General features: G+C 74.0%; 22 protein-coding genes. 15 read left to right on the top strand and 7 right to left on the bottom strand.

Features of this window, described 5'->3' with window-relative positions:
- On the top strand, positions 1-689 hold a 689-nt coding region (locus ACWEPF_RS23660; protein WP_452174041.1), incomplete at its 5' end, for a lysophospholipid acyltransferase family protein.
- Positions 690-768: 79 nt separating this feature from the next.
- Here ACWEPF_RS23660 and ACWEPF_RS23655 read toward each other — a convergent pair.
- Positions 769-1,164 (bottom strand): DUF1508 domain-containing protein, encoded by a 396-nt coding sequence (locus ACWEPF_RS23655; protein WP_452174040.1) that lies wholly within the window; start codon positions 1,162-1,164, stop codon positions 769-771.
- A gap of 144 nt (positions 1,165-1,308) precedes the next feature.
- On the bottom strand, positions 1,309-2,568 hold the full coding sequence (locus tag ACWEPF_RS23650) for a metallophosphoesterase (RefSeq protein ID WP_452174039.1): 1,260 nt from the start codon (positions 2,566-2,568) through the stop codon (positions 1,309-1,311).
- A 567-nt stretch (positions 2,569-3,135) separates the two neighbouring features.
- Here ACWEPF_RS23650 and ACWEPF_RS23645 point away from each other — a divergent pair.
- Together ACWEPF_RS23645 and ACWEPF_RS23640 are read left to right on the top strand one after the other, a co-directional pair.
- Positions 3,136-3,930 carry an aggregation-promoting factor C-terminal-like domain-containing protein gene (locus ACWEPF_RS23645; RefSeq protein WP_452174038.1) on the top strand — a complete coding sequence of 265 codons (795 nt, stop codon included), beginning with the start codon at positions 3,136-3,138 and terminating at the stop codon, positions 3,928-3,930.
- 177 nt (positions 3,931-4,107) lie between these two features.
- A complete protein-coding gene (locus ACWEPF_RS23640; protein WP_452174037.1) occupies positions 4,108-5,121 on the top strand; it encodes a glycosyltransferase family 2 protein in 1,014 nt (337 codons plus the stop codon).
- Between the two features lie 29 nt (positions 5,122-5,150).
- Here ACWEPF_RS23640 and ACWEPF_RS23635 read toward each other — a convergent pair whose 3' ends face one another.
- Positions 5,151-5,750, bottom strand: a complete 600-nt coding sequence (locus ACWEPF_RS23635; protein ID WP_452174036.1) for a hypothetical protein — start codon at positions 5,748-5,750, stop codon at positions 5,151-5,153.
- Positions 5,751-5,823: 73 nt separating this feature from the next.
- Here ACWEPF_RS23635 and ACWEPF_RS23630 point away from each other — a divergent pair, with 73 nt between their 5' ends.
- From ACWEPF_RS23630 to ACWEPF_RS23615, 4 genes are all read left to right on the top strand, one after another.
- The gene (locus ACWEPF_RS23630) at positions 5,824-8,676 is read left to right on the top strand and encodes an FAD-binding and (Fe-S)-binding domain-containing protein (protein WP_452174035.1); all 2,853 of its coding nucleotides are present in this window, start codon (positions 5,824-5,826) and stop codon (positions 8,674-8,676) included.
- A gap of 68 nt (positions 8,677-8,744) precedes the next feature.
- On the top strand, positions 8,745-10,223 hold the full coding sequence (locus ACWEPF_RS23625; protein WP_452174034.1) for a S8 family serine peptidase: 1,479 nt from the start codon (positions 8,745-8,747) through the stop codon (positions 10,221-10,223).
- Positions 10,224-10,250: 27 nt separating this feature from the next.
- A complete protein-coding gene (locus tag ACWEPF_RS23620; protein WP_452174033.1) occupies positions 10,251-11,528 on the top strand; it encodes a serine-threonine protein kinase in 1,278 nt (425 codons plus the stop codon).
- 70 nt (positions 11,529-11,598) lie between these two features.
- A complete protein-coding gene (locus ACWEPF_RS23615) occupies positions 11,599-12,012 on the top strand; it encodes a PaaI family thioesterase (RefSeq protein WP_452174032.1) in 414 nt (137 codons plus the stop codon).
- 85 nt (positions 12,013-12,097) lie between these two features.
- Here ACWEPF_RS23615 and ACWEPF_RS23610 read toward each other — a convergent pair whose 3' ends face one another.
- Positions 12,098-12,526 (bottom strand): CBS domain-containing protein, encoded by a 429-nt coding sequence (locus ACWEPF_RS23610; protein ID WP_452174031.1) that lies wholly within the window; start codon positions 12,524-12,526, stop codon positions 12,098-12,100.
- Entirely contained in the window at positions 12,523-13,479 is a 957-nt protein-coding gene (locus ACWEPF_RS23605; RefSeq protein ID WP_452174030.1) for a slipin family protein, read from the bottom strand. The genes ACWEPF_RS23610 and ACWEPF_RS23605 overlap by 4 nt, the downstream gene beginning before the upstream one ends.
- A 1,256-nt stretch (positions 13,480-14,735) precedes the next feature.
- On the opposite strand from ACWEPF_RS23605, the gene ACWEPF_RS23600 reads away from it, so the two are divergent.
- The 4 genes from ACWEPF_RS23600 to ACWEPF_RS23585 all read left to right on the top strand — a co-directional run bounded on the left by ACWEPF_RS23600 (position 14,736) and on the right by ACWEPF_RS23585 (position 16,774).
- The gene (locus tag ACWEPF_RS23600; RefSeq protein ID WP_452174029.1) at positions 14,736-15,170 is read left to right on the top strand and encodes a hypothetical protein; all 435 of its coding nucleotides are present in this window, start codon (positions 14,736-14,738) and stop codon (positions 15,168-15,170) included.
- Between the two features lie 90 nt (positions 15,171-15,260).
- Positions 15,261-15,710: a hypothetical protein gene (locus ACWEPF_RS23595; RefSeq protein ID WP_452174028.1), complete on the top strand. Its 450-nt coding sequence runs from the start codon at positions 15,261-15,263 to the stop codon at positions 15,708-15,710.
- A 186-nt stretch (positions 15,711-15,896) separates the two neighbouring features.
- A complete protein-coding gene (locus ACWEPF_RS23590; protein WP_452174027.1) occupies positions 15,897-16,265 on the top strand; it encodes a hypothetical protein in 369 nt (122 codons plus the stop codon).
- Positions 16,266-16,438: 173 nt separating this feature from the next.
- The gene (locus ACWEPF_RS23585) at positions 16,439-16,774 is read left to right on the top strand and encodes a hypothetical protein (RefSeq protein WP_452174026.1); all 336 of its coding nucleotides are present in this window, start codon (positions 16,439-16,441) and stop codon (positions 16,772-16,774) included.
- Between the two features lie 131 nt (positions 16,775-16,905).
- Here the strand turns inward: ACWEPF_RS23585 and ACWEPF_RS23580 are convergent, their stop codons facing one another.
- Positions 16,906-17,643 carry a uracil-DNA glycosylase gene (locus ACWEPF_RS23580; protein WP_452174025.1) on the bottom strand — a complete coding sequence of 246 codons (738 nt, stop codon included), beginning with the start codon at positions 17,641-17,643 and terminating at the stop codon, positions 16,906-16,908.
- An 87-nt stretch (positions 17,644-17,730) separates the two neighbouring features.
- On the opposite strand from ACWEPF_RS23580, the gene ACWEPF_RS23575 reads away from it, so the two are divergent.
- Positions 17,731-18,210 carry a hypothetical protein gene (locus tag ACWEPF_RS23575; RefSeq protein ID WP_452174024.1) on the top strand — a complete coding sequence of 160 codons (480 nt, stop codon included), beginning with the start codon at positions 17,731-17,733 and terminating at the stop codon, positions 18,208-18,210.
- A 160-nt stretch (positions 18,211-18,370) separates the two neighbouring features.
- On the opposite strand, the gene ACWEPF_RS23570 is transcribed toward ACWEPF_RS23575, so the two are convergent.
- Positions 18,371-19,144, bottom strand: coding sequence for a CHAD domain-containing protein (locus ACWEPF_RS23570; RefSeq protein ID WP_452174023.1), 774 nt, complete (start codon positions 19,142-19,144; stop codon positions 18,371-18,373).
- 874 nt (positions 19,145-20,018) lie between these two features.
- Here ACWEPF_RS23570 and ACWEPF_RS23565 point away from each other — a divergent pair.
- The 3 genes from ACWEPF_RS23565 to ACWEPF_RS23555 all read left to right on the top strand — a co-directional run bounded on the left by ACWEPF_RS23565 (position 20,019) and on the right by ACWEPF_RS23555 (position 22,198).
- Positions 20,019-20,663 (top strand): hypothetical protein, encoded by a 645-nt coding sequence (locus ACWEPF_RS23565; RefSeq protein WP_452174022.1) that lies wholly within the window; start codon positions 20,019-20,021, stop codon positions 20,661-20,663.
- 108 nt (positions 20,664-20,771) lie between these two features.
- Positions 20,772-21,596: a DsbA family protein gene (locus ACWEPF_RS23560; protein ID WP_452174021.1), complete on the top strand. Its 825-nt coding sequence runs from the start codon at positions 20,772-20,774 to the stop codon at positions 21,594-21,596.
- On the top strand, positions 21,593-22,198 hold the full coding sequence (locus ACWEPF_RS23555; protein ID WP_452174020.1) for a vitamin K epoxide reductase family protein: 606 nt from the start codon (positions 21,593-21,595) through the stop codon (positions 22,196-22,198). The genes ACWEPF_RS23560 and ACWEPF_RS23555 overlap by 4 nt, the downstream gene beginning before the upstream one ends.
- The last annotated feature ends 39 nt before the right edge of the window (positions 22,199-22,237 follow it).

Genomic DNA, 22,237 nt, shown 5'->3' with positions numbered 1-22,237 from the left:
CCCGCACCGTCGTCGGCGCGCTCGGGGTGCGGCTGCGCGTCACCGGTGCCGCCCCGCAGCCGGGCGGCGTCCTGCTGGTGGCCAACCACGTCTCCTGGCTGGACATCGTGCTCTTCGGCACCGTCCGGCCCGGCCCGATGGTGGCCAAGACCGAGGTCGGGAGCTGGCCGCTGCTCGGGCCGCTGACCACCCGGGGCAGCACGATCTTCGTCGACCGCGACCGCATCCGCCGCCTCCCGGAGACGGTCGGGCAGATCGCGGACGCGCTGCGGGCCGGCCGGGCGGTCGGGGTCTTCCCGGAGGGAAGCACCTGGTGCGGCCGGGCCGGCGGGACCTTCCGCCGGGCCGCCTTCCAGGCCGCCCTCGACGCCGGGGTGCCGGTCCAGCCGGTGACGATCCGCTACCTCCTCGCCGACGGCACGCCGAGCACCGCGGCCGCCTTCGTCGGCGACGACGAGCTGCTGCCCTCGATCCGCCGGGTGCTGGCCGCCCGCGGCCTGGTGGCCGAACTCACCTTCCACCCACCGGTGTCCGGCACCGACCGCCGCGAGCTGGCCCGGGCCGCCGAGGCCGCCGTCGGCAGCCCTCCGGCCGCCGGCCACCTCGTCGCTCCCCGCCCCGCCGTCGCCCCCGGCGCCGTCCCGGCCCAGGTCCGCCGCCGGGCGGGCAGCACCGCCGCCTGGCGCTGAGCGGCCCCGGCCGCGCCAGCAGCACGGCGGGCGACCAGCACGGCGGGCGGGAGCCTGCGGGAGGGGGCCTGCGGGAGGGCTAACCGTGCGGGCCGACGCGCTGGATGAGCTCCGGTTGGTTCAGCAGGAGCCGCACCCGGCGGAACGCGTTCTGGCAGGTCGCGTAGCGCTCGTAGGCCCGCTGGGAGCAGGCGGACGGGACCCCGCCCGGGCCGGGCACCGCCCAGGTCCAGCCGATGCCGCCCTGCACGTGGGTGATCCGGGCCACCAGGTCCCCGGAGTCCGAACAGAGTTGTTCGAAGCCCTGGAAGGCCCGGACGGCCGTCTCGTAGACCGGGGCCGAGACCGCGACGATCCGCCCGTTCGGCGCCTTCAGCGACCAGCGGTACCGCCCGTTCACGTCCCGGTCGGTCTGCACCGTGGCACGGCGGACCGCCACGGCTTCCGCCTCGCAGCCCACCCGCTGCACTGCCATCCGCGTCGCCTCCCCAGGGCGCCACGGACCCGTCCCGGCGCGCTCCCCAACGCTACGTGTGCACTTGGGACTTGCCGACCGCATCGACGCTCTGTTGGCCCCGAAGTTCTCCCTCGTTCACCGCCCCGGGAGGCCCCCGGGCGGTCAGGCCTGGAGCGAGGCGAGGGTGAGGACGGTGATGTCGGAGGGGGCGCCGACCCGGACCGGCGGGCCCCAGGCGCCCGCGCCACGGGTGACGTAGAGCTGGGTGTCGCCGTAGCGCTCCAGCCCGGCTACGGTCGGATTGGCCAGCTCCGCAAGGTAGTTGCCGGGCCAGAGCTGGCCGCCGTGGGTGTGGCCGGAGAGTTGGAGGTCCACGCCGTGGCGGACCGCGTCGTGGATGTTCACCGGCTGATGGGCCATCAGGACCGCCGCCCGCGAAGGGTCGCGGTCGCCGAGCGCGCGGACGAAGTCCGGGCCCTCGCCCTCGCTCTCGCCCGCGAGGTCGTTCACTCCGGCCAGGTCGAACCAGGGCAGTTCGGTGCGGGCGTTCTCCAGCGGCCGCACGCCCAGCGAGCGGACGAACTCGACCCAGGGGCGCGCGCCGGAGAAGTACTCGTGGTTGCCGGTGACGAAGTACGCACCGTCCTTGGCCCGCAGATCGGCCAACGGCAGTGCGGCCGGGCCGAGTTCGGGCACGGTGCCGTCTACCAGGTCGCCGACGATCGCGATCAGGTCGGGCTGGACGCCGTTGATGGTGTCGACGATCCGCCGGGTGTGCGAGCGGCCCAGGATCGGGCCGAGGTGGATGTCGCTGACCACCGCGATCCGGTAGCCGTGCGCCCGCCGGGGCAGCTTGGCCAGCGGCACGGTCACCTTCTTCAGGCTCGGCCCGTTCAACACCCCGTACGTCCCGGTGCCGACCACGGCCGCGGCCACCCCGGCCGCGCCGATCGCCACCGTGCGGGCCACGAACAGCCGCCGCGACGGGTCCCCGGCCGTCTCCTCCTTCTTCTCCTCGGCGGTGACGGGCTCCGGCACCTCCGCGCCCGACCCCGGCCCGTCCTCGCCGGGCTCCTGCGGCGTCCACCGGGCCGCGTCGGCGGGCGTCGCCGCACGGGCCGGCAGCCGGAGCCAGACCGCCCGGACCACCTCGCCCGCGAACAGCGCCAGCATCAGGTAGATCAGCGTCGCCAGCCACATGTACCCGGGCCAGGCCACCCACCGCTCCGCGCTCAGCGGCAGGGCCCGGCCGCCGACCAGCGCCCCGAGCCCGAGCAGCGGCAGTGCCACCGCCGCCACCGTGCCGCTCCGGCGCCAGCGTCCGCCCGGCGCGGAGACGTCGCGGACCAACCGGCGCCACAGGTACCAGTGCACCAGCGCGTAGAGACCGAGGACCAGCGGCACGATCAGCAGGAAGATCACGGGCCCCAGTATGGAAGGTGGCCGACCGCGCCCCGGCAGCGGGTCCGCCCTTGCGGCGGCCCCGGGTGCGTGAGCGGCCGGCAACGCTGCGCCGACCTCGGGGCGCCAAACCTGTGAGGCCGCCCACACGCCCCGACGGGTCTACTGCCCTGCATAGGAGATAAACACGGGGTAAGCCCCCTTATCCCGCCCTGACCCGCCCCCAGGACCCGTCCGGGGCCGGGAACCGTGCTGGTCCCGGGGGTGCCGGGGGTCGGGATCGGAGGTCCGGGGCGGCCCGGGCATGGCTTTGCGGGCCGTCCGACGGCGGCCGCGCCCGTCGCCACATCTACTACCGGGAGTCGTTTCGGCGGTCTTTGCCTCCGCCGGAACGGTCTGCCAAGAATGGCCAGGTCCACAAGGCAGCGCGGTCGGTCCAGCAGGCCCGGTCCCGCCCTCCCCCGCCAGCCCCGGCTCACCCCGGAGCGCCCTGGCCGCCGACGCACGGCACGCGGACTGTTCCCCGAACAGGTTCTGCGGTACCCGCGTGCCCGGTGCGGCCGCCCGACGGAAGAGGTCGTCCCCTCCATGCAGTTCCCGCTCCCCAAGAACCGCCGCAACGCCATCATCACCGGTGTCGCCACCCTCGCCGTGGCGGGCTCCGCCACCCTCGCGCTGGCGCTGCCGCAGGACACCACCAACGCCCAGGCCGCCCCGCAGGCCGCCGCCTCCGTGTCGGCCGCCGCCGCGAGCTCCGCCGCCGAGGCCCAGCGCACCGCCGAGGCCGACGCCAAGGCGCTCGCCGAGGCCTCCGCCCAGGCGCAGGCCAAGGCCGACGCGGACGCCAAGACCGCGGCCGACGCCAAGGCCGCCCAGGAGGCCCAGGCGGCCGCCGATGCCAAGGCCAAGGCGGACGCCGACGCCAAGGCCGCCGCCGATGCCAAGGCCAAGGCGGATGCCAAGGCCGCCGCCGACGCCAAGGCGAAGGCCGACGCGAAGGCCGCCGCGGACGCCAAGGCCGCCGCCGACGCGAAGGCCAAGTCCGACGCCGAGGCCGCCTCCCGCAGCCAGCAGCGCAGCGCGCTGGCCGCCCCGGCCGGCTCGCCGAAGCAGATCGCCGCGCAGATCGTCCCGGCCGGCCAGCTCCAGTGCTTCTCCAACATCGTCGAGCGCGAGAGCGGCTGGAACGTCACCGCCACCAACGCCTCCTCCGGCGCGTACGGCCTGGTCCAGGCGCTGCCCGGCTCCAAGATGGCCTCGGCCGGCGCGGACTGGCGCACCAACGCCGCCACCCAGATCAAGTGGGGCCTGTCCTACATGAACGAGCGCTACGGCAGCCCGTGCGCCGCCTGGAGCTTCTGGCAGTCCCACAACTGGTACTGATCCCAGGTCAGCCCACCCGCAGGGCGGTCACCCGAACAGAGGGTGACCGCCCTGCGGCATTCCGTGCGGGCGAGGTGAAGATCCTGGGCACGTTGCTCCGGCTCTGCCCGGGGATCCGCCGCTATGCGGCTTTTCCGACCTTTGCCTGGCCGTGTACGCACACCTAGCCTCCCGGCCATGCACAACCCGCTGATCTCCGTGGTGCTCCCCGTCTACGACCGGCAGCACCAGCTGACGGACTGCCTGGACTCCCTCCTCGCGCAGACCCTGCGCGACTTCGAGGTGCTCCTCGTCGTGGACCGCTCCCCGGACTCCCCCGAGCGCGTGGCGGCCGCGTACGAGCTGCGCGACCCGCGCGTGCGGATGCTCCGGCTGAACGCGGCGGTCGGCGTCGGCCGGGCCCGGAACGCGGGGGCGGCCCGTGCGCTCGGCGAGTACCTGCTCTTCCTGGACAGCGACCACCTGCTCGACCCCGACGCGCTCGGCGTGATGGCGGAGCGGCTGACCGAGACCGGGCCGGTGGACGCGCTGCTGTTCGGCCACACCCGCGAGCACGGCGGCCGGGTCTGGCCCGGCGGCTCGGCCGGGCTGCTGGCGGAGCTGGCGGCCACCGGGGCCGAGACCGGGCGGGAGGTGTTCTCCCCGCTGGACCACCCGGAGCTGCTGGGCGCACCGCCGCTGGCCTGGGACCGGCTGCTCCGGCGGGGGCTGGTGTCGCCCTTCCCGGACGGCGCCTACGAGGAGGTCCCGGTGGTGCACCGGGCGATGCTGACGGCCCGTCGGGTCGCGGTGCTGGACCGGGAGTGCGTGCGGATCCGCCGCCGGCAGACGGTGCACCCGACCGGCTCGCCGGGCAGCAGCCACTTCGACCTGTTCGAGCAGTACCAGCACGGCTTCGAACTCCTGGACGGCCAGCCGGAGTTGGAGCCGTTCCGCGCACACCTGTTCACCCGGATGGTGCGGCACCTGCTGTTCGTCTTCGACCTGGCCGGCTGCGTGGACCGGGCCGAGCGCCCGCAGTTCTTCCAGCGCGCCGCCGAGGCCTACCGCAGGTACCTGCCGGAGGGCTACCGCCGCCCGGGCGGGCGCGAGGGCGTCAAGTTCTCCCTGCTGGCGAACGGCGCCTACCCGGCCTTCGAGGTGGCCAAGCTGGGCCAGATCGCCCGCACGGCGGTGTCCGGGCGCCGCTGACGGCCGGTCAGCGGCGCCCGGCGGGCGGATCAGACGTGCGCGGTGCCGCCGTCCTTCGCCATCGCGGCGGCGATCACCTTGTTGTGCGCGGCCCAGAGCTCGGAGCCGACCGGCGGGAGCACCTCGTCCCAGAGCGGCAGGAAGCTGCCGCGCAGCTGGAGCATGCCCTCGGGCCGGGCCAGCAGCCACAGGTGGAGGTGGGCGGCGCCGTCGCCCCAGCGGTTCACGTGCACCCGGCCGACGCCGCCGATCTCCTTGACCGCCCGTTCGATCCGCTGGAGCAGCGGGCCGATCTCGGCCGAGCGCTCCAGCGGCAGGTCGGCCAGGTCGTGGTGGGCGCGCGGGAAGAGCAGCAGGGTTGCGGGCAGCGCGCCGGGCTCGCGCATCGCGGTCAGCCGCCAGTGCTCGTCCGTCCAGAGGAAGGACTCGTCGGGCCGCTTGCACTCGTCGCAGCTCTCCGGACCGTCCTCGCCGTGCCGGGGCGGCTCGGGGAGCACGGGGCGCTCCAGGTGCTTGACGGTCAGCTCGCCGGCCAGCGGAAAGATCTCCCAGGAGGCGGCGTCGGGCACGGGCAGGTCCTGGCCGTAGGGCAGCCCTGCGATGTAAGGGTTCTCCTCAAGATCGCTCATGCCCCCACACAGTGCCACATGACATGGCGTCACCTCCCACCGGGGTCTGGCGCTTGCTGGGATGATCGGCTCCATGCCGACTGCCGATCTGGCCCGTGCCCTGCGCCGAGAGCTCCGCGGCGAGGTCCGCTTCTCCACCGCCGAGCGCACCGTCTACGGCCACGACGCCTCCAACTACCGCCACCCGCCGCTGGGCGTGGTCAAACCCGCCGACCTGGACGACGTCCGCGCGGCCCTCGCGCTCTGCCGGGAGCACGGGGTGCCCCTGGTGCCGCGCGGGGCGGGCACCAGCATCGGCGGCCAGGCGATCGGCCCGGGCGCGGTGGTGCTGGACTTCCGCCGCCACCTCGGCCGGGTGCTGGAGATCGACCCGCACGCCCGCACCGCCACCGTCGAACCGGGCACCGTGCTGGACACCCTGCAGGCCGCCGCCCGCCCGTACGGGCTGCGCTTCGGGCCGGACCCGTCCACGCACAGCCGCTGCACCCTCGGCGGGATGATCGGCAACGACTCCTGCGGCTCGCACTCCCTCGCCTGGGGCCGCACCTCCGACAACCTGCGCTCCCTCGACCTGCTGCTGTCCGACTCCACCGAACTGACGGTCACCGGCCCGCTCACCCCCGCCGAACGCGCCCGGCTGCGCGGGCGCCCGGGCCGCGAGGGCGAACTGCACCGCGCGCTCCAGGAGCTGACGGACTCCCACCTGGCCGTGCTGCGGCAGGGGATGCCGACCCTGCCCCGCCGCGGCTCCGGGTACCCGCTGGACGCCCTGCTGCCCGAGCGCGGCCACGACCTGGCCCGGGCGCTGACCGGCACCGAGGGCACCTGCGCCCTGCTGCTGGGCGCCACGGTCGGCCTGGTCGAGGCCCCCGCCGCGACCGCCCTGGTGGTGGCCGGCTACCCGGACGAGACGGCCGCCGCCGACGCGGTGCCCGCGCTGCTGCCGCTGCGCCCGCTGACCGCCGAGGGGATGGCGGCCGACCTGGTCGAGGCGCTGCTCGCCGCCGGCCCCCGCCCGCCCGCGCTGGACCGCCTGCCGGAGGGCAGCTGCTGGCTCTTCCTGGAGACCGGCGGCGCCACCCCCGCCGAGGCCCTGGCCGCCGCCCGGGAGCTCGCCGGGGCCGTCCGGCGCGAGCGCCGGGCGAGCGTGGCCGTGGTCACCGACCCGGGCGAGCAGCGCCAGCTCTGGGCCGTCCGGGAGGCCGGTGCCGGGATCGTCACCCGCACGCCCTCCGGCGGCGAGGCCTGGCCCGGGTGGGAGGACTCGGCCGTGCCGGTGGAGCGGCTCGGCGACTACCTGCGCGGGCTGCGGGCCCTGCTGGCCCGGCACGGCCTGCGCGGCGTCCCGTACGGGCACTTCGGCGAGGGCTGCATCCACCTGCGACTGGACTTCCCGCTGACGGATCCTCAACGCCTGCCCGAGTACCGGGAGTTCATGACCGAGGCGGCCGACCTGGTGGTCGCGCACGGCGGCTCGCTCTCCGGCGAGCACGGCGACGGCCAGGCCCGGGCCGAGCTGCTGCCCCGGATGTACCCGCCGGAGGTGATCGCCCTGTTCGGCGCCTTCAAGCGGATCTGGGACCCGGCCGGCCTGCTCAATCCGGGCGCCCTGGTCGACCCGCGCCCGCTCGACGCCGACCTGCGCTTCCCCGGGCGGGACCTGCTGCCGCTGGCGCTGCCGTACGAGCGGGACGGCGGCAGCCTGCTCAGGGCCGTGCACCGCTGCGTCGGGGTCGGCAAGTGCGTGGACACCGGCACGGGGGTGATGTGCCCGAGCTACATGGCCACCGAGGAGGAGCGGCACTCCACCCGGGGCCGGGCCCGGCTGCTGGCCGAGATGCTCCGGGGCGAGCTGCTGCCCGGCGAGTCGCTGATCACCGACGGCTGGCGCTCCGAGGAGGTCCGCGAGGCACTGGACCTCTGCCTGGGCTGCAAGGGCTGCGCGAGCGACTGCCCGGTGCACGTCGACATGGCCACCTACCGCGCCGAGTTCCTGCACCAGCACCACCGCCGCCGGCTGCGCCCGCGCTCGCACTACGCGATGGGTTGGCTGCCGCTGACCCTGCGGGCCGCGGTGGCGCCGCGGCTGGTCAACCGCCTGTTCCGCTCCCCCGCGGCGGCCCTGCTCAAGCGGATCGGCGGGATCGAACCGCGCCGGACGCTCCCACCGCTCGCCGAGCAGACCTTCGAGCGCTGGCACCGCGCCCGGCCCCCGGCCGCCGGCACCCCCGTGCTGCTCTGGCCGGACACCTTCACCAACCACCTGGACCCGGCCCCGGCCCGGGCCGCCGTCGAGGTGCTGGAGCACCTCGGCTACGCCGTCCGGCTCCCCGACGGCCCGGTCTGCTGCGGGCTCACCTGGTACTCCACCGGCCAACTCGGCGTCGCCCGGGCCGTGTTGCGCCGCAGCCTGCGCGCCCTGCCGCCCGATCTGCCGATCGTCGGACTGGACCCGAGCTGCACCGCCGCGCTGCGCGAGGAGCTGCCCCGGCTGCTCGGCCCGGCCGCCGGGGACGTCCCGGGCCGGGTGCACACCCTGGCCGAGTTCCTCGACCTGGACGAGGTCGAGCTCCCCCGTCTGGACGGCGTGCGCGCGATCACCCAGACCCACTGCCACCAGCACGCCGTACTGGGCACCGCCGCCGACCGCCGCCTGGACGCCCGGCTCGGCCTGCACAACGAGGTGCTCGACTCGGGCTGCTGCGGACTAGCCGGGAACTTCGGCTTCGAGCGCGGCCACTACGAGGTCTCCACCGCGGCCGCCGAACGCGTCCTGCTCCCCGCCGTCCGGGCCGCCGACCCGCAGACGGTGGTGCTGGCCGACGGCTTCAGCTGCCGCACCCAGATCGCCCAACTCGCCGACGGCCGCCGCGCCGTCCACCTGGCCGAACTGCTGCGGGACGCGCTCCGCACCGAGCCCGGATGACAGCCCCGGCGGCCGGGCGCATGGTGGAGCGAGGGGGTGTCGTCGTGCCGCCTCGGGAGGTGGTCGGGATGCGGACGGACCCGTCCCGGAGTCAGGTCGGCCCGATGCTCCAGCCCTCCACCCCCTCGTCCACCCGCGAGCACGTGGTGCCGGTCATGGCGGGCGACCGCAGCCCGGTGCTGGTCGAGGTGGACCTCACCCGGGACGCGGACACCGAGGTGACCAGGACGGCCTTCGTCGAGCTCTATGCCGAGCTGTTCTCCACCGAGCGGGTGCCGGTCCGGATCGCCGCCAGCTACCTGCGCTGCCTGCTCAGCCCCGAGGAGATCCAGCGCCTGCTGCGCCGCGACCGCGAGTCCGGCCGCCCCACCGTCTTCCGGGTCTGGCCGGACTACACGCTGGAGGCGCACATCGACCGCTCGGTCTCCACCATCAAGGCCGACGCCGTGGCCCGCTGCTACGGGGCCAGCGGCGAGGGCGTGGTCTGGGCAGTGATGGACAGCGGCATCGACGAGCACCACCCGCACTTCGCCGGCGGCACCCTGGGCGGCCAAGCCGCCGCCCTGCACCGGGACTTCACCGCCCTGGTACCCGGCGAGGACCCGGTCGGCGGGCTGGACCGGCCGCTCGCCGACCCCGAGGGCCACGGCACCCACGTGGCCGGCATCATCGCCGGATCGCTGCCCGGCGGCACCGTCCCGCTGATCACCCACCTGGAGGAGATCGGCGGCCTGCCCGTCCGCAAGACCCGGGAGCTCGCCGAGGGCCGGACGCTGCGCGGCATCGCCCCCAGAACCCGCCTGGTCAGCCTCAAGGTCCTGGCGCAGCGCGGGAGTTCACTGGTGACCTCGTCCAGCGCGGTGATCGAGGCGCTCTACTACCTGCGCGAGAAGGTGAACACCGGCGGCCGGATGCTGGTGGTGCACGGGGTGAACCTCAGCCTGGGCTGCCCCTGGGACGCCAGCGAGTACGCCTGCGGCCAGAGCCCGGTCTGCCGGGAGGTCAACCTGCTGGCCGCCAGCGGGGTGGTGGTCGTGGTGAGCGCGGGCAACGGCGGCTTCGGCACCCGGCTGCCCGGCGAGGGCGGCACCGACGCCCGCGGCGTGCTCGCCTCCATCACCGACCCGGGCAACGCGGACGGCGCGATCACCGTCGGCTCCACCCACCGCGACCGCCCGCACGAGTACGGCGTCACCTACAACTCCTCCAAGGGCCCCACCCTGGACGGCCGCCTCAAGCCCGACCTGCTGGCCCCCGGCGAGCGGATCACCTCCTGCGCCACCGGCTCGCTCACCGGAGACCTCACCGGTCTGCTGCCGGAGGGGAGTTCGGGCACCGCCGTCTACACCGAGCTGAGCGGCACCTCGATGGCCGCCCCGCACGTCTCCGGCGCGGTCGCCGCCTTCCTCTCCGTCCGGTCGGAGTTCATCGGCCGGCCGCGCGAGATCAAGGAGCTGTTCTGCGCCAACGCCACCTCGCTCGGCCGCGACCGCTACCTGGAGGGCCACGGCCTGCTCGACCTGATGCGCGTGATGTCCGCCGTCTAGCGACCTGCGATGAGGAGTTGACCACAGATGGCTGCACCGATTGCCGGACTCCCGTACTGGGAGCTGCGGTTCGACAGCGACGGGACACTGCTGGCGGACGACGGCCTGGTGGCCGACCTGCCCGGCAGCGGAGTGCGGGAGCTGTTCGTCTTCTCCCACGGCTGGAACACCTCGGACGCCGGAGCCAGGGCGCTCTACGCCTACACCTTCGGCGAACTGGCCCGCCAGATCGCCGCGTTCGCCCCGTCCTGGCAGGGGAAGGTGGGGGTGGCCGGGGTGTACTGGCCCTCGCTGCTCTTCCCCGAGGACGCCCCCGACAACCCGTCCGACCCCTCCACCCCGGCCGAGCTGGCCGCCGCGCTCGGCCCCGCCTTCGCCCCGGCCGAACAGGACAAGCTGGCCGCCGTCACCGCACTGCTGGAGCAACAGCCGGAGAGCGCAGAGCAGTTGAGCCGGTGCCACCAGCTGGTCAGCGGCCTGGTCACCTCCCCCGCGCTGGCCGGGGAGGACAGCGGGCAGCAGGCGGTGCTGGACCGGCCGACCGGCGAGGTGTTCAGCGCGCTGGCCGGTCTCTCCAGCGAACCGGGCGACGCCCAGGGGCTCCCCAACCCCTTCAAGGTGCTCTGGCACGGCGCCCGGGAGGCGCTGCGCACCGCCAGCTACTACGAGATGAAGAACCGGGCGGGCGTGGTCGGCCGCGACGGGCTCGGCCCGATGCTCGGCAGCTGCGCGCACGCGACCGCGGCGCGCGGCGGGCTGCGCGTCCACCTGATCGGCCACAGCTTCGGCGCCCGGCTGGTCTCCTTCGCACTGCCCGGCCTCCCGGAGGGCATCGGCAGCCCGGTCGCCTCGCTGCTGCTGGTCCAAGGGGCCTTCTCGCACTTCTCCTTCGCCGCGCCGATCCCGGTCGACACCGGCCACAACGGCTTCCTGGCCCCCTACTTCGACCGGGTGGCCGGCCCGCTGCTCTCCACCTTCTCGCTCGGCGACCGGGCGGTCGGCTGGTGGTACCCGGCGGCCTCCCTGCTCAACAACGAGGACGACCAGGCCGCATCCGACCTCACCTACCGCTGGGGCGGCATGGGCCACGACGGCTTCCAGCAGGGCGGGGCGGAGCAGTTCGACCTCAAGGCCGCCGGGCAGCCGTACCCGCTGCGGGCCGGGCACTTCTACCGGCTGCGCGGCGACGAGGTGATCAAGGAGGACCAGTCGCCGTTCTCCGGCGCGCACAGCGACATCAGGCACCCCGAGGTGGTCTGGGCCGCCCTCGCCGGAGCCACCACGGGCGTGGCCCTGGCCGCCTGACCGGGCGTCAGGCCCCGTCACCCCGTTCGGTCCCTGGCGTCCGGGCCGTCCCGGACGCCACAATGACCCGGTGACCATCACCACCGCCGAGGCGGACAAGATCCTGGCCGACAACTTCGCGCCCTGGGTGCAGGCCCTGGGCCTGTCGGTGACCGAGACGGGCGAGCGGCACGCGGTGCTCCGGCTGCCGTGGTCCGACCAACTGGCCCGGGAGGGCGGCGGACTCTCCGGACAGGCCCTGATGGCCGCCGCCGACACCGCCAGCGTGATCGCGGTCTCCGCCGCCCTCGGCGGCTTCGGCCCGATGACCACCGCCCAGCAGTCCATCACCTTCCAGCGCGCGGTGCTCGGCGCCGACGTCCTGGTGGAGGCCCGGATCACCAAGCTCGGCCGCCGGCTGGCCTTCCTCGACGTCACCCTGACCGCCGAGGGCACCGAGGCGGTGGCCGCCCACGCCACCACCGTCTACGCCTTCCCGGGCTGAGGCACCGCCGGGCCCGCAGGCCCGCACACGCCAGGGGCGCCGGTCCGCTGCCACGGACCGGCGCCCCTGCTCCGCCACGAAGCGTTCAGTCCGCCTCGGCGCAGATCGCGGAGACGAACTCCGCCACCCGCTCCTGCGGCATCCCGCGCGCGATGTCGGCCTCGCTGATCATGCCGACCAGCTTGTGCTCCGGGTGGTTGATCACCGGCAGCCGCCGCACCCGGTACTGCTCCATCACGCGCAGCACCTGCTCGGTGTCCTCGTCCGCCTCCACCACCATCGGCCTGCCCTGGCCGAGTTCACCGGCCGTCACGGAGGCCGGGTCACGCCCGTCGGCCACGCACCTGAGCACGATGTCCCGGTCGGTGAGGATGCCCAGCAGCTTCTCGTCCTCGCCGCAGATCGGCAGCGCGCCGACGTCCCGCTCCTTCATGATCCGAGCCGCCTCGGCCAGGGTCTGGTGCTCCCGGACGCACTCGGCGCCGGTGTGCATGATGTCTCTCGCCATACTCATCGTCCGGCCTCCTGACCTCGGGTCCCCTCCCATCCTGGGCCGCCCTCCAGACCCTCGCCACCGCTGCCCGGCCCGACCGCGGGGCGGCCCAGCACCTCGTCCGGATCCGGCAGTTCGAGCTGCTCCACCGCGCGCTCGACCGACTCCGGCGCGGGCGGCTCCGGCACGACCGGGTCACCGCCGCTCGCCGTCTCCTTCTCCTTGGTCGCCACGTCCAGGAAGCGCAGCAGCTCCACCGGGAAGGGCAGTACCAGGGTCGAGTTCTTCTCCGCCGCCACCTCCACCACGGTCTGCAGCAGCCGCAGTTGGAGCGCCGCCGGCGCCCGGCTCATGATGGTGGCCGCCTCCGAGAGCCGGGCCGAGGCCTGGTACTCGCCGTCGGCGGTGATGATCCTGGCCCGCCGCTCCCGCTCGGCCTCCGCCTGCCGGGACATCGAACGCTTCATCGACTCGGGCAGCGCCACGTCCTTGATCTCCACCCGGTCGATCTGGATGCCCCAGCCCAGGGCCGGGCTGTCCAGCATCAGCGCCAGGCCCTGGTTGAGCGGCTCCCGGTTGGCCAGCAGGTCGTCCAGTTCGCTCTTGCCGATGATCGAGCGCAGCGAGGTCTGCGCCACCTGGGAGATCGCGAACTCGTAGTCCTGCACGTTCACCGAGGCCCGGACCGGGTCCACCACGTTGAAGTACACGACGGCGTCCACCTTCACCGTCACGTTGTCCCGGGTGATGCCCTCCTGGGCCGGGATCGGCATGGTGACGATCTGGACGTTGACCCGCCTCATCCGGTCCACCACCGGCACGATCAGCGCCAGCCCCGGCTGCCGGATCTCCTCCCGCACCCGTCCGAACCGGAACACCACCCCGCGCTGGTACTGCTGCACCACCCGGAACCCGAGCCCCGCCACCACCGCGGCCAGCAGCAGCACGGCAATCACCACGTCCAGCACGATCATGCCCGTCACCTCGGCACGGCGATACGGCGGACCCACCGTCCACGCTACTCCGGCTCCACAGCCCCGCCGCAGCGTGTTCCCGGTCAGCCCGTGGGAGCACCATCCGACGAATCACTCATCAAGCAGCCCGCGTGGAGGCGGCGAAGACCGCAGACGTAGGTGTCCCGGAAAGCAGCAGCTTCACCCAGTTCGCTGCCTCCTCCCGCGTCGCCTCGCGGCGCCCCACTTGGTGTTGGCCTTCCGGAAGACTCGTGAGGCTGTCCAGCAGCAGCGGTGACGGGGCCGCCATGGGCGATCGCATTGCGTACTTGATCGCAGCCTGTTGAGCGAGCGCGACCATTTTCGCTCGAGCAGCGGTTAGTGATGACCCGTCAGACGGTGGCCGAGGTGCTGGCGGAGCCTGCCGCGGGCGAGGAGGTGTCGCCGGCCGGGGCGACCGGTGAACGGCCTGCGCGGGCGGCGGGGGCGGTGCCCGGACCGGCGGTTCCCGCCCTGGCGGGAAGGGCTCGCTCTCGACTCGCTCGCGCCGGACTGCCAACGGCTCGTGGAGGGCCTGACCGACAGGAGCGGGGAGGTGAGTCGGCGGCTCATGACCATGGTCAGCGACCAGCGGATCATCGCCTCCGAGGTGTCGGGGTGCCTCTCGTAGTCGCGCGCGAGGCGGCGTGAGCGCATCGGCCACGCGAACGTCCGCTCCACCAGCCACCTTTTCGGCAGGCATCGGCCGCCGGGCGATCCCGCCGGCGACCAGGTAGCGCACCGCGTCGACCAGTTGGCGGTGGCGGTAGCCCTCCGGCTGCCCGAGGGGCACCTCGGACGCCCGTACGGACGATCCCCGGCGTTCCCGAACCTGTGGGCGAGACAATCACGCTCCCGGGTGGCCGCACTGGAACCCGCGAGCGCGAGGGCGTACAGCGGCTGCAACTGGGCCTCCTGGTGTGCTCACGGTCTCGACAACCCCAAGCTCCACCAGGGGCCCTGCCTTCATGCCCGGCACACGGCAGGACCACCCGACCGAGCCGCACCAATCGAACCCACGTCCGTCAAGACCGGTACGACAACGCCTTCTGACCGTTCGCCGTAGTTGGCAAATCCGGATTGCGGACGGTAGGGCGCGCGTCCTGCAGGCACCCTTCGCCACGCTGTCTGCTGATTTCACTCTGCCATTCAGCGCAATGCCACATTGCGGTCGATGCGGTCCGGGAGAGCATCGGCCTGCGATGTTCGCGTGTTCAGGGAAGGGTCATCATATGCGCATGGGCCTGCTCGCATTTGCGGTGGCGGCGGCAACCTTGGCCCCGGCTGTCTGTGCGCCGACGGCGTCGGCGTTGGAGGTGCATGAATTCTCGGCCTCCGTGGACAGGGCTGTCGTCAGCGACGAGAATCCGCTCTGGCTGACGGTCCACGGAAGAGCGAAGTGTGCGACGACAGCCTACAAGAACGGGCTCTCCCTCGAGGTGTCGGGCTATCTCAAGGTGAAGTCGGGAGCGGCGCTCAGGCGCAAGACCGTCAAGTGCGCCGGAAAGCAGGCTGCGTGGGAAATCGATATCCCCCTCGGAAAATCTGAATCCGACAAGGGAGGCAAGTGGACGCGCGGGGCTACGGCGAACCTCAATCTGACGGTTCGCGGCGCAGACCGCACCGGCACCGAGTTCACCATCGAGAAGTCGATGGCGATGAAGATCCAGTAGCCGCTCGCCGCCGCAAGCGTCCAGGCCGGAGATAACCCCTGTTCGGCTGCCTGCACCTTCTCCGGAACGCTCACAGAGATCGGAAGCATTGTGATCAGCAGAATCATCACCCCGGTTGCGGCCCTGGCGGCCGTCGTGGCACTGGCCTCCCCGGCGTTCGGCTCCGAGGTGCACGCCGGGGATGTCGAGGTCGCCATCACCAAGGTCACACCGGCGAAGAACCCGGGAGTCCTGTTCGTCCGGGGCTGGCTCAAGTGCCCGAAGGGGAAACCCATTCGCGGGTATGTCGTTGAATTCACTGGCCGGGCCCGATACAGCGACAGGGACGGGAAGAAGATCTCCGTAGACATGGTCTGCACGGGGAAGAAGAAGGAATTCCCGAAGACCCAAGCCGCCGTGGTCATCCCCGATGACGAAGCCGCCCGGAAGATCACCTGGGAGGTCGGCAAGCCCGCCTACATCACGGTGCGGCTCAGGGGCGCCGAAGGAAACAAGATCCTGCCCGCCATCACATTCCAGGAAAAGAAGACGATCACGTAGCCGCCGGCCCCGCCGGTGGCCCGGCCCATGGCCGGAAGCCGGCCCGGACCGAGGAGAACGTTCGGAACCGGCTGATCCCCTCTCCTCGGCCAGGGGACCCGGTGGGTCACCGTTCCCGGTGAACCGTCGCAGCCATTGGCAGGCACCGGGGCGCGCCTCGGCGTCCGGCTGGCGCATGCTGCGGTCATGATGCGACGCCTCACCGCTGCTACTGCCTCCGCAGCCCTGGTCCTCACGCTCTGCGCCACCACCGCACACGCCGACTCCACGCCCGCCGAGTTCGTCACCGTCTCGGGCCCGATGACGGTCCACGACATCTCGGACGACGAGACGCAGCTGTGGGAGGCGTACGCCACGCTCGAATGCCCCGAAGGCACCGTGGCCGTCTCGGGCGGGGTCGAACTCTCCCACCCGTGGGAACTGCTGGAGACCTGGGCGGAGGGCCGTACCTGGTCGGCGTTCACCGACGAGGTGGCCAAGGACGACGTCGCAGCCGATCTGGAGGAAGGCGACAGCGCGGGTACCGCCCACGCCGTGTGCCTGAAGACCTCCTGAAACCCACCGCGCACGAGGACGGCCCTCGCCGAGCCCGGCTCGGCGAGGGCCGCTGTGCACTCCGTGCCGTGGAAGGCGCCGTGGATGGACTCGAAGATCTCGCCGCCGCAGCAGTCGTTGTTGCGCGTGGCGGCCCTGGCCCTCTGCCTCAGCCCGGCGTCCAGCCCGGCCGGGTGGCGTCGACCAGCGGCGGCAGCACCGCCTTGATGCTCGCCCTGGCCGCCACCACGACGGCGGGGACCTGGTGCGGCACCGTTGGCCTGCCGACTGAGGGTGCGGCTGATGGTCGACTGGTCGAGGCGGAGCAGCGACTCCGCTGCGGGTTGGCTGCCTGCGAGGGCGACGACTGCTCGCATCGCTTTCGCACGATCGGCTGCCGCCCAGTCGGCGATTGCCTGGCACGCTTGCCAGATGGCGTCAGCTTCGCCGAATTCCCTTACAGCCAATTCGAGTTGGTCGCCCTGCGGGCCTGGCGCATTGTCGTCGCACTTCCCCATCACGCCATTTGACGGCTCGGGTAGTGCCGAGAGGGTCGGACATCCGGCCCCCTCGAACACACCCACCCCGGTTACAGCCCCTCGGCCTCTGCCGAAAGGACAACTGCGCCGCGAGCGCAGTGGACTGACGGGGTGCGCGACTCCTACTCGGTGGGCTCCAGCCCGGCCGAGCGGGCCGCCTCGGCGAGCAGCTCGCGGAGCATGGCGGTGGTGAGGCGGCCGGTGTAGGTGTTGCGCGGGCTGACGTGGTAGCAGCCGACGAGCCGCAGCGGCGGGCCGCCGTCGGCAGCCGGGAGGACGGCGACGGCGCCGTGGCCGAACTTCGGGCGTGGGCGCGGGACCTGCCAGCCGGCGGTGGCGAGGGCGGGCAGGACGGCCTGCCAGGCGAAGCCGCCGAGGGCGACGACGGTGCGCACGGTGGGGCGCAGGAACTCCAACTCCCGTGCGATCCAAGGGCGGCAGGTGTCACGCTCCTCGGTGCTCGGCTTGTTCTCCGGCGGCGCGCAGCGCACCGGGTCGGTGATCCGCACCCCGTACAGCTCCAGGCCGTCGCCGTGCACCACGGACTCCGGGCGGTTGGCCAGGCCGAGGCCGTGCAGGGTGCGGTAGAGGACGTCGCCGGAGGGGTCGCCGGTGAAGATCCGGCCGGTGCGGTTGGCGCCGTGGGCGGCGGGGGCCAGGCCGACCAGCAGCAAGGAGGCGTCCGGCGGGCCGAAGCCGGGGATCGGCCGGGCCCAGTAGTCCCAGTCCTGGTAGGCGCGGCGCTTGACCCGGGCGGCCTCCTCGCGCCAGGCGACCAGCCGCGGGCAGGCCCCGCAGTGGGTGACCTCGCGGTCCAGGGCGGCCAGGTCGGGCAGTGCGTGCGCCTCGGCGGGATGCATGCCCCGATCCTAGGCCGCCCGTAGGGGCCACCACCCCGAACGCCGGTGCGCGCGTGCCGCTTTGGACAACTGGAAAGGCTGTGCCCCATGGACTGGATGCCCCTGCTCTCGACCCTGACCGGTGCCGGAATCGGCATCGCCGCCACCCTGCTCGCCGACCGCAACCGCTGGCGGCGGGAGGAGATCCGGCACGCCCGGCAGGTGCGGCGCGAGGCGTACACCGAGTACGTGTCCGCGCTGAAGGCCGCCGGCGAGGAGGTACGGGCCGTCGCCCTCGGCGACCACCTGTCCGAGTCGGCGCGTGACGCGGCGGTGCGGGAGGCCGTCCGGCGCTCGGGCGTCTACCCGGCGAGCGAGCGCCTCTGGCTGGTGGGCCCGCCCCAGGTGGTGGAGGCCGGGAACGAGGCGTTCCACTGCCTGCGGGCGCTCCGCGACGCCTACGCCCGGGGCGTGGCGATCGGCTCGGCGGACGACGCGCCGCTGGTCGAGCGGCGGCGCGCGGCCATGGCGCGGATGCGGCAGCTGATGCGCGAGGACCTGGGCATCGGGCCGCTGGGGATCGACTGACCCGCTGCCGTGCTGACGGGGCGTCATGCGCTCGCCGCCGGGGCGCGGGCCGGCCACTTGGGGCTGCGCCGGGCGGCAGGGTGCGATCGGCGCTCTTGCGGGCCGTGCGCGGGCGGTATGACGGACGGTCATGCGGGCGGCGCGCGGGGCCGGCCCGACGTCAGCAGACCTGGCGCTCGACCGCCCGGGCGACCGCCGCCTGTCCGGCGTAGAGGACCCCGTACTCGAAGGCGTGGCCCTCGCGGGCCAGCTCCCGCAGGGCCGCGCGGGCCACCACCGAGTCCTGGTGCAGCCCGAGCACGTCCTGGAGGGCCTTCATCCGGCCGGCGAGCTTGGGCACCCCGAGGGTCTCGCCGAGGTAGCGGGCCCGCTTGGCGGCCTTGCGGGCCTCGTGCAGCGCGGCGTCACGCTCGGCGCCGGTGGCCTTGCGGGCGCGCTTGAGGCGGCGGCGGACCCGTCGCTTGGCGGCCGTCACCAGCTCGGCGGGCTCCGGGAGGCCGTCACCGTCGAGCGGACGGGCCGTCAGGTCCCCGAGGTCGCCGAGCAGGGCGCGGTAGCGGGGGCTGTCGAGCGCGGCCAAGGCGGTGGCCCGGCCCCGCTCGCTGCGGTGGCGGGTCCAGGCGGCCAGTTCGGCGGCGATCTCCTCGGGGCCGAGCTCGGGCGGCAGGGCCAGGGCGTCCTCGACCAGGGCCGCACCGAGCACCTCGGCGTCCCGGGCGCCGCCCAACGCACGGCCCAGCCAGCGCAGCTCGGCCGCGAGCGCGCGGCCGGGGCCACCGTACTCGCGCAGGGCGCTGCGCAGCCGCCGGGCGGCGACCCGCATCCGGTGCACGGAGTCCGGCACGTCGGCCCGCACCAGCGGCTCCAGCCCCGACAGCACCACCACCTGCTGGGCCACCCGCACCGCCAACAGCTCCACCGTGGACTCCGCCACCACTGCCCTCACCTCTCTCCGGACCGACCCCTCCAGATTTCGCCACCCCCGCGCCCGCCGCACCCTGGCAGGGCCCGACTGAGCAGGCTGGGCAGGCGGAGCAGACCCGAGGGGCTGCGCCACGCGCGCGCCGCCGGGTCCCCGGGGCGGAGGGGCGACGAAAACGCGGGACGGAGTGGCGTCCCTGGTAGGCCCGACGCCGCCGAGCGGCCGGCGCGAGCACGCGAGCACGCGAAGGCAACGTGCCAAGGGCGGGCGGGGCCCTGCCGTGCCCGGGCCGCCAAGCCGTCGCCCACCGGCCATCGGGCGGAGGGATCCCGAGGACCCGGCACGACCTGTCCCCAGGCCCAACGCGGCGGCACGGCGGAGCCGCCGTCGCGGACCGAGCAGGCGGACGCGGCCGTACCCGGCCGCCAAGCCGTCGCTCATCGGCCAGCGGGCGGCCACCCGGCACAACCGGACTCGCCTGGCGGGCCCGACGCGGCGGCACGGACCGAGCGGGCGAAGGCTACGGGCAGAAAGTAGGTGGGGCCTGCCGTACCCGGGCCGCCAAGGCGTGGCCCACGGCCATCGCCCCCCGGCACGACCGGACTCCCCCGGCAGGCCCGACGCGGCGGAGCCGCCCGCGCGGGCCGAGCGGACGGACGCGGCCGTGCCGAGGAACCGGAGGTCCGTGCCGTCCCCACGCCATCGGACCACCACGCCGCCGCACCCCCGCCGCCCCTGGCCGCCCTGAGTGCGTGTCAACTCGCGGCAGCGCCACGCGCGAGCCCCGGAAGGCGGGCCGACAGTCCGTCAGGTGCCCGCCGTGGAGCGGCCGTCGGGTGGTGCGGGGGCTCGTGCGGCCCTGCGGCGGCGTGACATACTCCCCACGATGAGTGGCGACCGAGCGGTGAAGGCGGTGCGGGCAGCGGTGTTCACCGCGCTCGCCGTTCCGCTGTCCGCGCTCGGCCAGGTGCTGGTGACCGGCCGTCCGCTGCCGCTCTCGCTCGTCCTGGTGGCCACCCTGGCGGTCTTCCTGGTCGCCCTGGCGGCCTGCGGGGCGCGGCAGCGCAAGCTGCTGCACCTGGTGGCCGTGATGGTGCCGGTCGAGCTGCTGCTGAACGCGGCCTTCAACCTCGGGCAGGACGCCTGTGCCGCCCCGGCGCGCAGCGTGGACCTGCTGGTCTGCGGCGGCGGTTCGCTGAACGGGCCGCTGTTCACCGACGCTCCGGGCTCCGCCGCCACCAGCGCGCAGGCGCTGGTGCTGCTGGTGCACCTGGCGCTGGCGCTGGGCGCCGCGTGCTGGCTGCGGCTGGGCGAGGCGGCGCTGACCGGCCTGGCCGAGGCACTGCGGCTGCTGGCGGAGTTGCTGCCGCCGCCGCTGCGGGCGCTGCTGCTCGCCCCCCTTCCGCTTCCCGAGCGGGCGCTCACGCCCCCGCTCCGCGCGGACGTGCTGCTCCCCCGGCGTGAAGGCGTGGTCCTCACTCCGGCGCCCCGGCGCGGGCCCCCGGCGCGCGAGTTCGCCCTCGCCCGCTGACGGAGCGCGTCACCCGCACCCCTGCTGGTCCGACCCTCCGGCGGCTCACCCCACCGACGGCACGGCCGTGTCCCGGCCTGCCCGCGCCCCAGGAGTTGACGGACCGTCATGACCACCCAGAAGAACACCCAGAAGAGCGCCCAGAAGACCGGCGCCGCCCGCGAGCGCCTCGCCGAGGCCCGCGAGGCGGAGACCCGCCGCGCCACCGTCCGGCGCCGCCTCGCCACGGCCGGCGCCGTGGTCGCCGTGCTCGCCCTCGCCGGCGCCACCGTCGCCGTGGTCTCCGCCACCCGCACCACCGCCGAGCCCGCCTCCGCCTCCGTCTCCGCCCCGACCGCACTGGTGGTCCCGGCCAACGCCACCGGCCCGGACTCCACCGTGGTCACCTACGGCAAGGCCGACGCCCCGCACACCCTCAAGGTCTACGAGGACTTCCGCTGCCCGATCTGCGAGAAGCTGGAGACCAGCGCAGGGAAGGCCATCCAGCAGCTGGCCGACGAGGGCACCTACAAGATCGAGTTCCACCTCGCCGCCTTCCTCGACGACAACCTCGGCGGCAAGGGCTCCAAGACCGCGCTGGCCGCCGCCGGGGCCGCGCTCAACGAGGGCCCGGACAAGTTCAAGGCCTTCCACGACGTGCTCTACGCCAACCAGCCGGACGAGCGCAAGGACGGCTTCGGTGACGTCAACACCATCCTCGACCTGGCCGGGAAGGTGCCGGGCCTGAAGACCGAGGCCTTCGTCAAGGCCGTCCAGGAGGGCACCTACCTGCCCTGGGCCGCCAAGGTGGCGAAGGCCTTCAACGCCAGCGGCGTGCGCGGCACCCCCACCGTCCTGCTCGACGACAAGCCGCTGAACGTCTTCCCGAACAACCAGATCATCACCGGCGACGCCTTCGCCGCGCTGGTCCGCCAGAGCGTGGGCACACCGTGACCGCCGCCACCACCGCCCCGGTCCCCGCCACCTCGGTCCCCGCCGCCTCGGCCGACCGCCGGGTGGCCTGGCTGCTCACCGTCTGCGGCGCCCTGGGCCTGGCCGCCTCGGGCGTCCTGACGGTCGACAAGCTGCGGCTGCTCCAGGACCCGGCCTACGTGCCCAGCTGCAACATCAACCCGGTCATCAGCTGCGGCTCGGTCATGCGCACCGACCAGGCCAGCGCCTTCGGCGTCCCCAACTCGCTGTTCGGTCTGGCCGCCTTCGCGGTCGTGCTGGCCACCGGCGCGGGGTTGTTCGCGGGCGCCACCTACCGCCGCTGGTACTGGACCGGCCTCCAGCTCGGCAGTCTGGCCGGGGTCGGCTTCGTGCTCTGGCTGGCCGACCAGGCGCTGTACGAGATCGGCGCGCTCTGCCCGTACTGCCTGGTGGTCTGGGCGGTGGTGGCACCGCTCGCCTGGTACCTCTCGCTGCACAACTCGGCGTGGCTGCGCCGGGTGGTGGGCCGCTACCACTGGACGGTACCGCTGCTCTGGTACGCCGTCCTGGCGATGCTGGTGCTGGAGCGGTTCTGGTCCTACTGGCGCACCCTGCTGCCCTGACGCCGGGTCAGGGCAGCGGGCGGCTGCCCGGGCGGGGTC

It is taken from the genome of Kitasatospora sp. NPDC004289, from assembly GCF_053602875.1.
The sequence above is the reverse complement of the archived record's forward strand: the minus strand, read 5'-3'. Positions and strand labels throughout refer to the sequence as shown.

Bases quoted from the DNA above. Each gene is read 5' to 3' on its own strand.
- ACWEPF_RS23655 (WP_452174040.1), bottom strand. From the start codon at position 1,164: ATGGCAGTGCAGCGGGTGGGCTGCGAGGCGGAAGCCGTGGCGGTCCGC.
- ACWEPF_RS23645 (WP_452174038.1), top strand. From the start codon at position 3,136: ATGCAGTTCCCGCTCCCCAAGAACCGCCGCAACGCCATCATCACCGGT.
- ACWEPF_RS23640 (WP_452174037.1), top strand. From the start codon at position 4,108: ATGCACAACCCGCTGATCTCCGTGGTGCTCCCCGTCTACGACCGGCAG.
- ACWEPF_RS23635 (WP_452174036.1), bottom strand. From the start codon at position 5,750: ATGAGCGATCTTGAGGAGAACCCTTACATCGCAGGGCTGCCCTACGGC.
- ACWEPF_RS23630 (WP_452174035.1), top strand. From the start codon at position 5,824: ATGCCGACTGCCGATCTGGCCCGTGCCCTGCGCCGAGAGCTCCGCGGC.
- ACWEPF_RS23625 (WP_452174034.1), top strand. From the start codon at position 8,745: ATGCGGACGGACCCGTCCCGGAGTCAGGTCGGCCCGATGCTCCAGCCC.
- ACWEPF_RS23620 (WP_452174033.1), top strand. From the start codon at position 10,251: ATGGCTGCACCGATTGCCGGACTCCCGTACTGGGAGCTGCGGTTCGAC.
- ACWEPF_RS23610 (WP_452174031.1), bottom strand. From the start codon at position 12,526: ATGAGTATGGCGAGAGACATCATGCACACCGGCGCCGAGTGCGTCCGG.
- ACWEPF_RS23605 (WP_452174030.1), bottom strand. From the start codon at position 13,479: ATGATCGTGCTGGACGTGGTGATTGCCGTGCTGCTGCTGGCCGCGGTG.
- ACWEPF_RS23600 (WP_452174029.1), top strand. From the start codon at position 14,736: ATGGGCCTGCTCGCATTTGCGGTGGCGGCGGCAACCTTGGCCCCGGCT.
- ACWEPF_RS23590 (WP_452174027.1), top strand. From the start codon at position 15,897: ATGATGCGACGCCTCACCGCTGCTACTGCCTCCGCAGCCCTGGTCCTC.
- ACWEPF_RS23580 (WP_452174025.1), bottom strand. From the start codon at position 17,643: ATGCATCCCGCCGAGGCGCACGCACTGCCCGACCTGGCCGCCCTGGAC.
- ACWEPF_RS23575 (WP_452174024.1), top strand. From the start codon at position 17,731: ATGGACTGGATGCCCCTGCTCTCGACCCTGACCGGTGCCGGAATCGGC.
- ACWEPF_RS23565 (WP_452174022.1), top strand. From the start codon at position 20,019: ATGAGTGGCGACCGAGCGGTGAAGGCGGTGCGGGCAGCGGTGTTCACC.
- ACWEPF_RS23560 (WP_452174021.1), top strand. From the start codon at position 20,772: ATGACCACCCAGAAGAACACCCAGAAGAGCGCCCAGAAGACCGGCGCC.